The organism is Streptomyces pyxinae (assembly GCF_024756275.1).
GTDB classification, from domain to species: domain Bacteria; phylum Actinomycetota; class Actinomycetes; order Streptomycetales; family Streptomycetaceae; genus Streptomyces; species Streptomyces pyxinae.
In genome coordinates this window covers 177,968-194,556 of record NZ_JANUGQ010000002.1, presented here as the reverse complement: position 1 = coordinate 194,556, position 16,589 = coordinate 177,968, and the positions used below count along the sequence as shown (strand labels likewise).

Here is a 16,589-nt window from a genome sequence, read left to right as displayed (position 1 = left end):
TGTGGCGGGGCCCGAGGGTGTGGCGTCGGGTCCCGAGGGTGCGCCGGTCACGAATTCCTCCACTCGTCTTCGAACTCGTCGATCTCGTCCTGGCTCAGCGTCGCCAGGCCGAGGTCGGAGGGGGTGTGGCCGCCCGCCTCGGTGCGGGCGGCGGTCACCAGGGTGTGCAGGGCGGTGTGCCACCAGTGGTCGAGCTCCGCGATCCGTCCGCCGTCGGCCGGCCGGCCGGCGTGGTGCCAGAGGACGGACAGCTCGGTGCCGGTGGGGCGCCGCAGTGCCGTGATGTCCAGGTCCACCACGGTGTCCGCGCCGAGGGCGGCGGGCTCCCGGCGGAGGGCGGACGACTCCGGGGCCGGAGCCCAGTGCCGCTCCGGGCCGTCGGGCTCCTGGGCGTTGCCGGCGCCGTCAGGGCCGGTGGCGACATCGACCCGGCCGAAGTAGTTGAAGCCGGTCAGCGGACGCGGCCCGGCCGCCAGCTCGGCGGCCGACTCCGGGTGCAGATAGCGGAGTTGACCGTAGCCGGTGCCGTGGTCGGGTACCGCCCGCAGCTGTTCCTTGAGGTGCTTGAGGACGCGGGCGGCCTGCTCCGGGTCCTCGGCGGCGGTGGCCGGGTCCGCCCCGTCCAGCCGGGCCCGGAAGGGGTGGAGCGTGGTGAGCCAGCCGATCGTCCGGGCGGGCTCCCCGGTCCCGGCCGGGCGGCTGTCCCGGCCGTGGCCCTCCAGCCGCAGCAGCAGCTCTCCGGTGCCGTGCAGCCGGGCGTGGGCCAGCACGAGGGCGGTGAGCAGCACGTCCTGGTCGGCGCAGTGGAAGGCGCCGGTGACCTCGTCCAGCACCGCCGCCGTCAGTCCGGCCTCCACCGACGAGGTGTGGATCCGTACGGTGTCCGGGGTGCCCGGGGTGTTCAGGGCCGCGCCGGGCGCGGCCACCGGGCCGTCGCCACCGGCCAGCACCTCCCGCCAGTACGGCAGTTCGGGGGTCCGGTCGGCGGCGGTACGGGCGAGGGCGCGGGCCCAGGTGCGGTACGGGACCTCCACCGGGGGCGGTGGCACCGCCGGGTCCTCGCAGAGCTGGGCCAGGTCCGGGAGGAGCACCCGCCAGGAGACGGCGTCCACCACCAGATGGTGGGCGAGCAGCAGCAGCCGGCCGGCGCGGCCCGGGCCCCGGTCGAACCAGACCAGCCGGAGCATCTCCCCGGCCGCCGGGTCCAGTTCACCGAGGGCGGTGCCGGACTCCTCGGTCACCGCCACCCTCAGCTCCCGGTCGCCGCCGGTCACCGCGACCCGCCGTACGGCCTCCCCGGCGGCCCCCGGGTCCTCGGGCACCACCAGCTCGGGCGCGCCCGGTCCGGACTCCAGCCGGGCGGCCAGCACCGGGTGGTGTCCGACCAGGGCGGTGACGGCGGCGCGCAGCCGCTCATGGGTGAGCCCCGGCGGGGTGGTGACCAGCAGCGACTGGCCGAACCTCCGGTGGTCGCCGCCGCGTTCCAGCATGGCGTGCGCCACCGGGGTGAGCGGGGCCCGCCCGGTGCCGGGGTCGTGGACGGCGGGTACGCTCTCCGCCCGCCGGGCGACGGCGGCCAGACCGGCCACCGTGCGCTGCTCGAAGACGTCCCGGGGGCCGAGCACCAGACCGCGCCGGCGGGCCGCGCCGACCAGGACGATCGAGGCGATGCTGTCGCCGCCCAGCCGGAAGAAGCTGTCGTGGCGGCCGACCGAGGGCAGCCGCAACTGCTCGGCCATCAGCTCCGCGAGGATCCGCTCGGTGGCGTCGAGCGGGACCTCCTCCGCCCCACCGGGCGCCCGGACGGCCGGGGCCGGCAGCGCGGCCCGGTCCAGTTTGCCGGAGGCGGTGAGCGGCAGCCGTTCCAGCACCAGCACCTCGGCCGGCACCATCGCGGGCGGAAGCAACCGCGCGGCGTGCGCCAGCAGTTCGTCCGCGCTCGGTACGGCGGCGGCGGGACCGGGTGCGGCATCGGGTACGGGGGCGGAATCGGGCACAGGACCTGGCCCGGTCCCGGCCGCGGGGGCGGGCGCCCGGCCCGTCGCCGCGTAGCCGACCAGCCGGGGCGCGCCCGGGGTGTCCTCCCGGACCAGCACGGCGGCGTCCCGGACGGCCGGGTGGGACAGCAACGCGGCCCGCACCTCGGCGGGTTCGATCCGTACGCCGCCGAGCTTGGCCTGCTCGTCGGTGCGGCCCAGGTACTCCAGCTCGCCGTCACCGGTCCAGCGGGCCAGGTCCCCGGTGCGGTACATCCGGGTGCCGGGCGGGCCGAACGGATCGGCGGTGAACCGCTCGGCGGTACGGGCCGGGGCGCCCAGATAGCCGAGGGCGAGCTGCTCCCCGGCGAGATACAGCTCACCGGTGACCCCGGGCGGCATCGGGCGCAGCGCCTGGTCCAGCACATGGGCCCGGGTGCCCGCGCCGGGAGCGCCCAGGGGCACCCGGTCCCGCTCGCCGGGGACGGCGGGCCGGGCGGTGACGTCGATGGCCGCCTCGGTGGGGCCGTACTGGTTGATCACCGGGGCCGGGAAGGCGGCGGCGCAGCGGCGCACCAGGGCGTCGGTGAGCGGTTCGCCACCGCTGAACACCTGGCGGAGGGTGGTGCAGTGGGCCGCCTCGGGTTCGGCGGCGAAGAGCGCGAGCATCGAGGGCACGAAGTGCACGGTGTGCACCCGGTGTTCGCGGATCAGCCGGGCGAGCGCCGCCGGGTCACGGTGGTCGTCGGGCCCGGCCACCACCACGGTCGCCCCGGCGAGCAGCGGGCCCAGGATCTCCCACACCGACACGTCGAACCCGGGCGCGGCCTTGCAGAGCATCCGGTCACCGGGAGCGAGCGGATAGCGGCGCTGGGTCCAGCCGAGCCGGTTGGCCAGGGCCCGGTGGGAGACCACCACGGCCTTGGGGCGGCCGGTGGAGCCGGAGGTGTGCAGTACGTACGCAGGCTGCTCGGGGTGGACCGGAGCGGTGAAGCCGGCGGCGGACACGGACGATACGACGGCCGGTCCGGGTCCCGGCCCGGGGTCCAGTACCGGGCAGGGCGGGTCGGCCGGGAGAAGCGCGCGGCCCGCCTCGTCGGTGAGCAGCAGCCGCGGCGGGTTGTCGGCCAGCATTCCGGCGAGCCGCTGCCCCGGGTGGGCCGGGTCCAGCGGCAGGTAGGCGCCGCCCGCGTGGAGCACGGCGAGCGCGGCGGTGACCAGGGCGGCCGAGCGGGGCAGCAGCACGGCGACCGGCTCACCGGGGCGCACCCCGGCCGCCGTCAGCCGGGCGGCCAGCGCCCGTACCCGGTCCAGCAGTCGGCCGTAGCTCAGGGTCTCGTCACCGGCCAGGACCGCCGGGGCGTCCGGGTCCCGCTCGGCCCGCGCCAGGAACCGGCGCGGCAGGGACTCGGCCGCCGCCACCGGCTCCTCGGCGTTGTTCCAGTCGGTCAGCACCCGGCGCTCCTCGTCCCCGGTGAGCAGCCGCAGCCGGCTGACCGGGGTCTCCGGGCGGCGGGCGAAGGCGTCCAGCACCCGCAGATACCAGCCGGCCAGCCGTTCGGCGGTGGCGGCGTCGAAGAGCCCGGTGCGGTAGGTGATGCCGCCGCCGATGGCGCCCTGCTCGCCGGGGTCGGAGACCAGGGTGAAGGTGAGGTCGAACTTCGCGGTGCCGGTGGAGACGGGCACCGGCTCTCCGGTGAGCTCTCCGAGGACCGGGCCGCGCGCGACCCGGGTCTGGTGGTTGAGCATCACCTGGAAGAGCGGGTGGCGTTCCAGCGACCGGTCCACCTCCACCAGGTCCACCAGCTGCTCGAACGGCAGGTCGGCGTGGTCCAGCGCCTCCAGCACGGTGGCCCGGCACCGCCGGACCAGCTCCTCCGGGGTCGGGTCGCCGGCCGCGTCGGCGCGCAGCACCAGGGTGTTGACGAAGAAGCCGACCAGGCCGTGGAGTTCGGCCTCGTCGCGGCCGGCGGCCAGGGTGCCGACCGGGAGGTCCGTACCGCAGCCGAGGCCGTGGAGCAGGGCGGCGAGTGCCGCGTGGGCGACCATGAACGGGGTGGCGCCGGTCCGGGCGGCGAGGTCGCGCAGCCCGGCGGCGGTCTCCGCGGGCACGGTGAACTCGACCACCGCCCCGTCGTGTCCGGTGCCGGAGGCGCGCGGCCGGTCCAGCGGCAGCGGCAGTTCGGCGGGCGCTCCGGCGAGCCGCTCCCGCCAGTGGGCGAGCTGCCGGCCGAGGCGGCTGTGCGGGTCCCCGGCCGAGCCGAGCGCGGCGCGTTGCCGGAGTGTGTGGTCGGCGTACTGGAGCGGCAGCGGTGCCCAGTCGGGGGCGGCGCCCCGCAGCCGGGCCGCGTAGGCGGTGGTGAGATCGGCGAGGAGCGGCCCGGTGGACCACTCGTCGAAGGCGATGTGGTGCACCACCAGCAGCAGGGTGTCCCCGTCCGGGCCCCGGTGGACGGCGGCGCGGATCGGCAGGTCCCGGGCGAGGTCGAAGGGGACGGCCGCGCCGGCCGCCAGCGCCTCCGGGGTCCCGGCGCCGGGTGACTCGTCCACCAGGAAGGGGACGTGGGCCTCGGCGGGGTCCAGGATCCGCTGGACGGCGAGGTCGTCACCGTCCGGGGCCGCCGGAGGCTCCTGGGCGGCCGGGAGGCCCGGGGGCCTCCGGAAACCCGGGACGCCCGGGGAGCCCGGCGCCGCCGGAGGCTGCTGGGAAGCCGGGTCACCCGGGGCCCCCTGGACAGCCGGGCCGTCCGGGGCCGCCGGAGGCTCCTGGGCTGCTTCTCCGGAGTCCGGGGCCGCCGGCGGCCCCTGGGAGACCGGGACCGCCGGGGTGCCCGGAGACTCCGGTGCCCGGGGGGACTCCGCCTCCGGGAAGACCGTGCGCAGCGGCTCGTGCCGGGCCACCAGGTCCCCGAGGGCGAGCCGGAGCGCCGCCGTGTCCAGCCGGCCGGGGAACCGCAGGGCGAGCGGTACGTGGTACACGGCCGAGGTCTCGCCGGTGAGCCGGTCGAGGAACCAGAGCCGCCGCTGCGCCGGGGAGAGCGGCGGCCGGGCGGGCCGCTCCGGCACCGGGCTCAGGGCCCGGGCGGGCCGCAGCAGCGCCTCGGTGGCGGCGGGGGTGCGGGCGGTGAAGAGGTCGCCCACCGTCACCGCGGCGCCGAGCGCCGAGCGCAGCCGGCCGGCCAGCCGCATGGCGGCCAGCGAGTGCCCGCCGTGCGCGAAGAAGTCGTCGTACGGCCCGAAGCCGGGCTCCTCCAGCACCTCCGCGAATGTTCGCCGCACCAGTTCCTGGCGCTCATTGAGCGGTGCCCCGGGGGCCGTGGCCCGCCCGGTCCTGGCGGGGAGCGGCAGGGCGGCCCGGTCGGTCTTGCCGTTCTCGGTGAGCGGCAGTTCCGCCAGCACCACGACGGCCACCGGCACCTGGGCGGCGGGCAGGGCGCCGGCCAGCGCGGCGCGCAGCGTCTCCGGGTCGAGCACCCGGCCCCGCTCGGGCACGGCATAGCCGACCAGAGCCGGTCCGCCGGGCAGTTCGGGGCGTACGGCGACGGCGGCGCGGGCGACCCCGGGCAGCCCGGCGAGGGCCGCCTCGGTCTCGCCGGGCTCCACCCGGTGGCCGCGCAGCTTCACCTGGTCGTCGGCGCGGCCCAGGAAGTCCAGCGCGCCGTCCGGGCGGAGCCGTACCAGGTCACCGGTGCGGTAGACCCTGCTGCCCGGCGGGCCGTACGGGTCGGGCACGAACCGCTCGGCGGTACGGGCCGGGTCGCCCAGATAGCCCCGGGCAAGACCCGCGCCGCCGAGATACAGCTCGCCACGCGCTCCGGCAGGCACCGGGCGGAGTGCGGAGTCCAGCACCCGGACGGTGGTGGCGTCCAGCGGCCGGCCGATCGGCAGCGGCTCGCCGGGCACGGCGGTCGCCGGGTCGTACGGGTGGGCGGTGGCGAAGGTGGTGGTCTCGGTGGGCCCGTAGCCGTTGGTGATCCGCAGCCCGGGGGCGGCGGCCAGGGCGGCCGTGACCGCCGCCGGGGAGACCACGTCACCGCCGGTCCACACCTCGGTCAGCGCCCGGAAGGTCTCCGGTGCCTCCTGGGCGAGCAGGGCGAACAGTCCGGCGGTGAACCAGGCGGAGCCGACCGGTTCCGCGCCCTCCCCGGTCAGCGACTCCCGCCAGCGGAGCGGGTCGAGCGGGGCGTCCGGGACGAGCACCAGTTCCCCGCCGCGCAGCAGGGTGCCCCAGATCTCATGGGTGGCCGCGTCGAAGGAGTGCGGGGAGTGCACCAGGGTGGAGCGGTAGGCGGGCCCGGTGAACCGGGAGTCGGCGGCGAGCGCCAGCACCGCGCCGTGCGGTACGGCGACGCCCTTGGGCATCCCGGTGGAGCCCGAGGTGTACATGACGTAGGCCAGTTGGGCGGCGGAGACCTCGACGGGGGGCGGGCAGGCGGCGTCCGCCACCGTGTCGCCCCGCGCCGGTTCCGGTGCCCCGCCCGGACCGGGATCGGGGTGGAGCACGGTGAGGCCGGCGGGGGTCTCGGTGCCGGGCGGGCAGATCAGGGCGACGGGCGCGGCGGCGGCGAGGACGGTACGGATCCGGGCGGCCGGCCACTCGGGGTGGAGCGGCAGCACGGCGGCACCCGCCCAGACGGCGGCCAGCTCGCTGACCACCAGGTCGGTGGAGCGCGGCAGCAGCACGGCGACCACGGCCTCCGGCCCTGCTCCGGCGGCCCGCAACCGGTCCGCGAACCGGGCGGCCCGGGTGACGAGTTGTCCGTACGACACCACCGGGGCGCCGTCCAGGGGACGAATGGCCGGGGCGTCCGGGCGGGCCGAGGCGACTTCCGCGACGGCCGCCGCGAGTCCGGCCGGGCCGGTCCGCTCGCCCGCCGGGACCCGCGTCCACGGGTGCTGCGCCGGGACACCCGGAGGGGGTGCCGGCATCAGTCGCCCGGTCGGCAGTTCCGGCTGGCGGGCCAGGCCGTCCAGGGCCCGGTCGAGCAGCCCGAGGAGGTGCCGGGCGCCCTCGGCGTCGTACGCGTCCGGCCGGTATTTGAGCACCAGCCGCAGCCGGCCGTCCCGGAGGGTCGCGGCGAGAGTGAGCGGGTAGTGGGTGGCGTCCCGGCCGCCGACTCCGTGTACCTCCAGCCCGGCGGCGTCCTCGCTGGCGGCGAGCGCGGCCTCGTCGAAGGGGTAGTTCTCGAAGACGGTGAGGGTGTCGAAGAGCGCCGGGAGCCCCACCGCCCGCTGGACGGCGGCCAGTCCGAGATGCTGGTGGTCGAGCAGGCCGGTGGTCCGGCGGTGCAGCTCGCGCACGGCGGTGTCCAGGGTGGCGGCCGGGCGGAGCCGTACCCGGACCGGGACGGTGTTGACGAAGAGGCCCACCATGCCCCCCACCCCGTCGAGTTCGGCGGGGCGGCCGGAGACGGCGGCGCCGAAGACCACGTCGTCCTGGCCGGTGAGGTGGGCCAGCACCAGGCCCCAGCCGGTCTGGAGCAGGGTGTTGAGGGTGGTTCCGGCGCTCCTGGCGTACGTCTCCAGCGCGGCGGTGCGCTCCGGGCCCAGCACCGTCTCGGTCTCCTCGGGCACCACCGGTCCCGCGGCGTCGGAACCGGCCGCCACCAGGGTGGGTTCGGTGATCCCGGCCAGCGCCCCGCGCCAGGCGGCCTCGGCGGCCGGGCGGTCCCGGGTGGTGAGCCAGTCCAGATAGTCGGCGTAGGGGCGGCGGGCGGCCGGGCGGCGGCCCGCGTAGGTGTCGAGGAGATCGGTCAGCAGCAGCGGGGCCGACCAGCCGTCGAGCAGCAGATGGTGGCTGGTGAAGAGCAGCCGGCGGCGGTCGTCCGCGATCCGCAGCAGGGTGAAGCGGAGCAGCGGCGGGCGGTCCGGGTCGAAGCGCCGGGTCCGGTCCCGGGCGGCCATCCGGGCGGCCTCTCCCGGGTCGTTCCGGCAGTCGTGCTCGGCCCAGGGCGCGGGGGCACCGGCGACGGTGAACTGGACCAGCCGCCCGGTGCCGAGCTGGCGGAAACCGGCCCGCAGATTGGCGTGGCGGGCGAGCACGGCAGCGACGGCCCGGCGGAGCCGCCCGGCGTCCAGCGGGCCGCGCAGCTCCAGTTCGAGCTGGACCGTGTAGACATCGAGGTCCTCACCCGCCGTCAGGGCGTGGTACGCCAGTCCCTCCTGGAGCGGGGAGAGCGGCAGCACCCCGTCCAGCTCCGGGTGGGCCGACTCCAGTTCGGCCAGCTCCGGTTCGGTGAGCCGGACCGGGAAGTCGCCCGGGCTGTGTCCGGCGAAGCCCGGTTCGTCACGGCGCTCGGCCAGTTCGGTGAGCGCCTCGGTGAACCGGCGGGCGAACCCGGCCACTTCGTCATGGGTCAGCACATCGGCGGCGTAGGTCCAGCGGACGGTCATCACCGGTCCGTCCGGGCCGTCCAGGGTGGCGGCGTGCACATCGAGGAGATGGCCGTCGAGCAGCACCGGCAGCGGACCGGTGTACACGGCGTCGGACTCGGGGGCCGGGCCCCAGGGGCCGTCCGGGGCGGCGGCGGTGAACCGGCCCAGGTGGTTGAAGGCGACCAGGGCGCCGCTGGGCCGGGAACCGTACAGCGCGCCGTAGCCGGTGCCCCGGGCGGGCACCTCGCGGAGCCGGTCCTTGATCCGGCGGACCGCCCGTCCCAGGTCATGGCCTCCGGCGTCCGCCCGGACCGGGTACTGGGTGGTGAACCAGCCGACCGTACGGGAGAGTTCGGCGCCCTCGGCCAGCTCCTCGTGGCGGCCGTGCGACTCCCGGTCCACCAGCAGCTCTCCCCCACCGAGCGCCCGGGCCAGGGCGGCGAGCAGCAGGGCGTCCGGGCCGGTGTGGAAGGCGGCGGCGGTGGGCCCGAGCAGGGCGGCGGTGAGCCCGTCCGGGAGTGGGAGCCGCAGCTCGGCGGCGGGACGCGGACCGGCGGCCGGCCGGTCGCCACCGGGTGCGGTGGCCGGTCCGGCGGCCGGATGCCGGTCTCCACCGGGCCCGGCGACCGGTCCGGGGGCATCGGCGGCGCCCGCCGCTCGCACCAGGGCCGGCGGTACGGGGGCGTCGCGCAGCACCCCGGCCCAGTACGGGCGCTCGTCCCCGAACCGCCCGGGATCGCCGTAGAGCGCGGTGGCCCAGTGGGCGAACGGGGTGCCGGGTGGCTCGGGGGCCTGCCCGGTGGCCACCGTCCGGGCGAGGTCCGCGAGGAGCACCCGCCAGGAGACCCCGTCCACGGCGAGATGGTGGACGGTCAGCAGCAGCCGTCCTTCGCGGCCCGGACCCCGGCGGAACCAGACGGCCTCCACCAGCCGCCCGGTCTCCGGGTCCAGCCGCCGGACGGCCGCCTCGGAGTGCTCCGCGATCGCGGCCCGGAGCGCCTTGTCGTCGTCGCCGGAGCCGGGGTGCTCCGGCGGGCCGGCCGGGTCGCCGCCCGGCTCGGCGTCCACGTCGACCACGGTCAGCGGGACGCCGGGACCGTCACCGGCGCCGCCGATGACGGCGGGTTCCAGGGTGACGGTCCCGTCCGGGACGGTCACCGCCCGGGCGGTGAGCAGGGCATGGGTGCCGAGCAGCGCCCGGAGGGCGTACCGCAGCCGCTCCCCGGTCACCGTCGCGTCCAGGGTGACCAGCATCGACTGGTGGAAGGTGCGCCAGTGGTCCGGGTGGCCGCGCAGCCAGCGCATCAGCGGGGTGAGCGGGGCCGCCGTCGCGGTCACGCCCGACGGCGCCGGGACTCCCCCGGGCGCCGCCGGGCCCCGGAGCGCGCCGACGGCGGCGGCGAGGCCCCGGGGGGTGGGGTGCTCGAAGACCTGCCGGGCGGTGACCGGAAGGCCGGACTGCCGGGCCCGGGCGACCAGCTGGATGGAGGTGATGCTGTCGCCGCCGAGCGAGAAGAACGACTCGTCGGCGCCGACCGGCCGGTCCAGATGAAGCAACTCGGCGAAGAGTACGGCGAGTTCGGCGGCCGGTCCCTCGGCCGGGGCCGCCCCGGCGTCCTCGGGCGCGGCCGGGGCGGGCAGGGCGGCCCGGTCCACCTTGCCGTTGGGGCTGAGCGGCAGCGCCTCCAGCACCACCAGCGCGGCCGGCACCGCGTAGTCGGGGAGGGTGCGGGCCAGGGCGGCGCGCAGTTCCTCCGGGTCGAGCCGGGCGCCGGGGGCGGGGGTGGCGTAGCCGGTGAGCAGCGGGGTGCCGGGGCGGTCCCGGCGGAGCAGGGCGGCCGCGCCCCGGACGCCCGGCAGGGCGGTGAGCGCCGCCTCGATCTCACCCAGCTCGATCCGGAAGCCGCGCAGTTTGACCTGGTGGTCCACGCGGCCCAGATACTCCAGTTCGCCGTCCGTGCGGAGCCGGGCCAGGTCCCCGGTGCGGTACATCCGGGAGCCGGGCGGGCCCCAGGGGTCGGCCGGGAAGCGCTCGGCGGTGAGGCCCGGCCGGTCGTGGTAGCCGCGCGCCAGTCCGGTACCGGCCACATACAGCTCGCCCGGGGTGCCGGGCGGCACCGGGCGCAGCCGGGCGTCCAGCAGCCGGACGGCGGTGCCTGCCACCGGCCGGCCGACCGGGACCGGGCTGCCGGGGCCGTACAGCCCTTCGGCGGTGCAGCGCCAGAGAGTGATGTCCACGGTGGTCTCGGTGGGGCCGTAGGAGTTGAACATCCGGGTGTGCGGCGCCCAGGCGCGGACCAGTTCGGGGGTGCAGGCCTCGCCGGCGGTGATCAGGGTGGTGCCGGGGGCGACGGCGCCGGGGTCCAGGGCGGCCAGGACGGCGGGCGGCAGGGTGAGATGGCTGATCCGGTGGCGGGTCAGGAACTCCGCGAGCGGCGGACCGAGCCGCTGTCCGGCGGGGACGATCTCCAGGGCGGCGCCGCGGAGCAGCGCCATGGCGATCTCCCAGACCGAGGTGTCGAAACCGAGCGAGGCGAACTGGAGCACCCGGGAGCCGGGCCCCGGCCGGAAGCCGTCCCGCAGGGTGCGCACCAGATCCGCGAGGCCGGTGTGGGTGACGACCACTCCCTTGGGGCGGCCGGTGGAGCCCGAGGTGTGGATGATGTACGCGGCCGAGGCCGGGGAGAGCGTCCGCCAGACGCCCGGGTCGGTGGCGGAGGCGTCGAGCAGCCCGGCGCCCACGGCCAGCCGGGGCACGACCGGCCCCGGAAGGCCCCCGTCGCCCTCGTCCACCGGGTCGTCGTCCGGGGAGCCCCCGTACACCGGCCCCGGAAGCCCCCCGTCGCCCCCGTGCACGGCACCTGGGCCCACCGGGTCGTCGTCCGGGGTCAGGAGGAGGGCCGGGCGGGCGTCCCGGAGCAGGCCGGTGATCCGCTCGGCCGGGTGGCCGGGGTCGACGGGGAGATGGACGGCGCCCGCCTTGGCGATGGCGAGCTGGGCGACGACCGCCTCCACCGTGCGCGGCAGCAGTACGGCCACCCGGTCCTCCGGGCGTACCCCCCGGTCGAGCAGGGTCCGGGCCAAGGCGTTGGCGGCGGCGTCCAGCCGGGCGTAGTCCAGCTCCCGCCGGGTCGCACCGGCCAGGGTCGGCCCGGCGAGGGCCGGGAGGTCCGGGTGCTTCCGGGCCACGGCCGCGAAGAGCCCGGCCCAGGTGGCGTCCCCACCGGACGGACCGCCGTCCCCCTCCGGCACGTCCGGCGAGTCCGGCGACTCCGGTGACTCCGGCGGCGCGAGCAGGGCGGCGCGCTCGGCGGCGGAGAGCGCCTCCAGCCGGTGGACCGGGGTGCCGGGCGCGGTGACGGCGGCGGTGAGCAGCCGGACCAGCCGGTCGGCGAGGGCCCGCGCGGAGGCCGGCTGGAAGAGGTCGGTGGCGTACTCCAGCAGCCCGTCGAGCCCGTCGGTGCCGTCCCGCTCGGCCAGGGTGAAGGTGAGGTCGAACTTCGCGGCGGCCCCGGTGACCGGCACGGTCGTGGTGGTGACACCGGGCAGCCCGACGGCCCCGGCCGCCCGGTGCTCATAGGCCAGCATCACCTGGAAGAGCGGGTGGCGGGCGAGCGAGCGCTCCGGCGCCAGCGCGTCCACCACGTGCTCGAAGGGCACCTCGGCATGGGCGTAGGCGGCGAGGTCGGTCTCCCGGACCCGGCGGAGGAGTTCCCGGACATCGGGGTCGCCGCCGAGATCGGTGCGCAGCACCAGGTTGTTGACGAAGAAGCCGACCAGCTCGTCCAGGGCGGTGTCCTGGCGGCCGGCGACGGGGGTGCCGATCACGATGTCCTCGCCGGCCCCGGTGCGGGAGAGCAGGACGGCCAGCGCGGTGTGGGCGACCATGAAGAGCGAGGCCGCCTCCTCCCGGGCGAGCCGGCGCATGGCGCGGTGGGTGGCGGGGTCCACGGTGAACCGGACGAAGCCGCCCCGGTGGCTGGGCACGGCCGGGCGCGGATGGTCGGCGGGCAGCGGCAGTTCGGCGGGCAGCCCGGCCAGGGCGGTCCGCCAGTGGGCGAGTTGGGCGGCGGCGACGCCGTCCGGGTCGGGGTTCTCGCCGTCCCAGCCGAGGGCCCGGCGCTGCCAGAGGGTGTAGTCGGCGTACTGCACGGGCAGCGGCGGCCGTTCGGGGGCGCGGCCCTCCCGGCGGGCGGCGTAGGCGTTCGCCAGGTCCCGGAGCAGCGGGCGGGCGGACCACTGGTCGGCGGCGATGTGATGGACGACCAGCACCACCAGGTGCTGATCCGGTGCCAGCCGCAGCAGTTGGGCCCGGAACGGCGGTTCATGGCCGAGGTCGAAGGGTGCTCCGGCCAGAGCGTCCAGGGTGCGGTCCAGTTCACCGGTGTCCGCGTCGGAGACGACCAGCGGGTCGGGGAGCTCGCCGGGGTCCAGGATGTGCTGGCGGGGCCGGCCGCCGGTGGCCGGGAAGACGGTGCGCAGGCTCTCGTGGCGGACCAGCAGATCGCGTACGGCGGTCCGGAGCGCGGCCACGTCCAGCGGGCCGGTGAGCCGGGCGGCGAACGGGATGTTGTAGTCGCCGCTCACCCCGTGGAGCTGCTGGAGGAACCAGAGGCGCCGCTGCGCGGGCGAGAGCGGCAGTTCCGCCGGGCGCGGGCCAGGGAGGAGCGGCGGGCGGGCCGCCGTCCCGGCCGTCCGGGCGCGGCGGGCGAGCGCCGCCACCGTGCCGGTCTCGAACACGTCCCGTACCGAGAGCTGGACGCCGAGGGCCTCGCGGACCCGGGCGGCGAGCCGGGTGGCAAGCAGGGAGTGGCCGCCCAGGGCGAAGAAGTCCTCGTCGGCGCCGACCCGTTCGCGGTCCAGCACCGAGGCGAAGAGCCCGGCGACGATCTCCTCGTCCGGGGTCGCGGGGGCGCGTCCGGTGCCGGGGGCGCGGTCCTCCGGCTCGGGCAGGGCGCGCCGGTCCAGCTTGCCGTTGCCGGTGAGCGGCCAGCGCTCGACCGGCAGCACCGCGTCCGGCACCAGGTACCCCGGCAGCCGTTCCCGCAGCGCCTCGCGGAGCCGGGCCGGGTCCAGCGGGCCGGCGCCGGCCGCCGGGAGGACATAGCCGAGCAGCCGGGTGGAGCCGCCGGGGGCCGGCCGGGCCAGCACCACCGCCTCGGCCACCCCGTCCAGGGCGGCCAGCGCGGCCCGGGCCTCGCCGGGCTCCACCCGGAAGCCCCGGATCTGCACCTGCTCGTCGGCGCGGCCCAGATAGTCCAGTTCGCCGTCACCGGTCCAGCGGGCCAGGTCACCGCTGCGGTACATCAGCGAGCCGGGCGGACCGTACGGGTCCGCCACGAAGCGGCTCGCGGTGAGCCCGGGGGCGCCCAGATAGCCGCGCGCCAGCCCGGGGCCGGCCACGTACAGCTCCCCGGCGGTTCCGGGTCCGACCGGGTGGAGGGCGGTGTCGAGGAGCCGCACCGAGAGGTCGGCCAGTGGCCGCCCGACCGGGCTGCGGGCGGTGTCCGGCCCCGAATCGGCACCGGTGCCGGTGTCCGGGTCGCCGGCCTCCGGCGGGTCGAGCGGCCGGTGGGTGACATGGACGGTGGTCTCGGTGATCCCGTACATGTTGACCAGCTCGGGACCGGCCGTACCGGCGTGGCGCCACCAGGCGCCGAGCCGGGCGGGGTCGAGAGCCTCCCCGCCGAACACCACCGCACGCAGCGGCAGTTCGTTCACGCCCACCGGCTTCTCGGTGAGCGCCTGGGCCAGTTCGTAGAAGGCCGAGGGGGTCTGGTTGAGGACGGTGACCCGCTCCCGGCGCAGCAGCTCCGCGAACTCCCCCGGCTCCCGGGTCGTCTCGCGGTCCACGATCACCAGCCGGCCGCCGTGCAGCAGGGCGCCGAAGATCTCCCAGACGGAGAAGTCGAAGGCGTAGGCGTGGAAGAGGGTCCAGACGTCGTCCGGGCCGAAGGCGAAGTCCTCGGCGGTGGTGTCCAGCAGCCGCAGCACCGAACGGTGTTCCACCACCACACCCTTGGGACGGCCGGTGGAGCCCGAGGTGTGGATGACATACGCCGCCGAGCGGCCCGGTACGGGGACGCGCACCGGGGCCGCCGGCTCCGCGAGCCGGCGTACGGTCCCGGGTTCGTCCAGCGCCAGCCAGCGGGTACCCCGGTCCGTGCCGTCGCCCGGCGCGGGCAGCCGGCCCGTGGTGGTGAGCCCCACCACCGGACGTACGGAGGCGAGTTGGCCGGCGGTACGGGTGAGGGGCGCGTCGGTGGCGAACGGGACGTAGGCGGCGCCGGTCTTGAGCACGCCGAGCACGGCCGCGATCTGGTCGGGCGAGGGGTCGAGCAGCAGGGCCACGAAGGTGCCGGGACCCGCGCCGTGTTCCCGCAGGAGCGCGGCGATCCGGTCGGACCGCTCGTCCAGCTCCCGGTAGCTCGGCCGCCCGGTGGAGTGGCTGACCGCGATCGCGTCCGGTCGCTCCGCCACGACGGCGGCGAACCGGGCCGGGAGGGAATCCTTGGGATCGTACGACTCCGCGCTGATCGCCGCTCCGTCGTCGAGCACCCGCCGGCGCTCCCGGGCGCCCAGCAGGCCGACCGCGCCGACCGGCTGGTCCGGCCGCTCCCCCAGGGCGGCCAGCACCCGGAGATAGGCGGTGCCGAGCGCCCGGACCCGGTCGGTGCTCAGGAGTTCGGGCCGGTGGCGGAGGGCGATCCGGGGCTCGGGCCCCGGATGGACCACGACGGTGAGCGGGTAGTGGGTGGCGTCCTCGCCGCGTACCGAGGTGACGGTGAGCCCGCCGGCGGCCTGGGCGCGGGCCAGCCCCTCGGTGTCGACGCCGAAGTTCTCCACCACCAGCAGGGTGTCGAAGAGTTCGCCGTGGCCGGCCAGCCGCTGGAGGTCGGTGAGGCCCAGGTGCTGATGGTCCAGGAGGGCCGCCTGCTCGTCCCGGAGCGCCCGGGCCGTCCCGGCGAGCGACCGGCCGGGCGGGGCCTGGACCACCACCGGGAGGGTGTTGATGAACAGCCCGATCATGGCGTCGGCGCCGTCGAGTTCGGCGGGACGGCCGGAGACGGTGGTGCCGAACACCGCCTCCCGGCGGCCGGTGAGCCGGGCCAGGGTGATGCCCCAGGCGGCCTGGTGGAGCCCGGCCGTGGTGAGGCCCCGCTCGGCGGCGAGCGCGGTCAGCGCCTCGGCGGTGGCCGCCGGAACGCTCAGGTCCAGCTGGACGGGCGGCCCGGGGACGGCGGCTGCGCGGCCCGCGTCGGCGGGCGCCAGCAGGGTGGGCGCGGTGACCGGGGCCAGCGCGGTCCGCCAGGCGGCCTCGGCGGCCGTCCGGTCGCGGCCAGCCAGCCAGGCGAGAAAGTCCCGGTAGGGGCGGGGCGCGGACGGCTCGGGGGCGTCGGTCGCCCCGCTCGACCGGGCGTAGGCGGCGAAGAGTTCCTTGCCCAGCAGGGGCACCGACCAGCCGTCGAGGAGGATGTGGTGGGCCGTGAGGACGAAGGTGTGGTCGTCGTCGGCGTGCCGGAGCAGGACGGCCCGCAGCAGCGGCGGCCGGCTCAGGTCGAAGCGGTGGGCCCGCTCCCCGGTGAGCACCCGCTCCTCCTCGGCCCGCCGTAGCTCGGGCGCCTCGCCTCGCAGGTCCAGCACCCGCCAGGGCACCTCCCAGCTCCGGGGCACCACCTGGACCGGCCGGTCCAGGCCGTCCTGGACGAAACCGGCCCGGAGGTTGCCGTGCCGGCGCAGCACGGTGTCCAGCGCCGCCCGCAGGGCCTCCGGATCGAGCGCGCCGGCCAGCCGGAAGACCAGCCGCATGGTGTAGACGTCCGGCGCGCCGGCCGGTGCGGTGCCGGGGTCGCCGCCGACCGCGCCGACCGCGCCGTCTGCGAAGTCCGCGTGGAAGAGCAGCCCTTCCTGAAGGGGGGCCAGCGGAAGGATGTCCTCCAGGCCGTGGTCCGCGCTCACCGGTTCCTCCATCGGGCTTCGAGCTTCGCTGTCTGTTCGGGGCTGAGCGGGGAGAGCGCGCCCGCGGGGACGCCCCCGGGGCCCGGGCCGGGCGCCGGTTCCGGGGTGTCCCGGGGGTCCGGTCCGGCTGCCGGTTCCGGGGTCTCCCGGGGGCCCGGGCCCGGGTCCGCCGCTCCGGGGCTGTCACCGGTGGCCAGTCCGGTGAGGGCGGCGAGCCACCGGTCGGCCAGGGCCCGGGCGGCGGAGTCGTCCAGGGCGGCGGGCGCCCAGGTGAACCGG

Annotated in this window: 2 protein-coding genes (1 of these 2 cut by a window edge); both read right to left on the bottom strand. The window is 77.3% G+C overall.

Features of this window, described 5'->3' with window-relative positions; translation table 11 throughout:
• Positions 1–47 precede the first annotated feature (47 nt).
• On the bottom strand, positions 48–16,310 hold the full coding sequence (locus NX801_RS03830) for a non-ribosomal peptide synthetase (RefSeq protein ID WP_258785436.1): 16,263 nt from the start codon (positions 16,308–16,310) through the stop codon (positions 48–50).
• Positions 16,307–16,589, bottom strand: partial view of a non-ribosomal peptide synthetase gene (locus tag NX801_RS03825; RefSeq protein ID WP_258785435.1) — the final stretch only. It continues 17,753 nt past the right edge of the window; only the last 283 of its 18,036 coding nucleotides appear in the window; the start codon falls outside the window, past its right edge; the stop codon is at positions 16,307–16,309. Before NX801_RS03825 ends, NX801_RS03830 begins: the two co-directional genes overlap by 4 nt.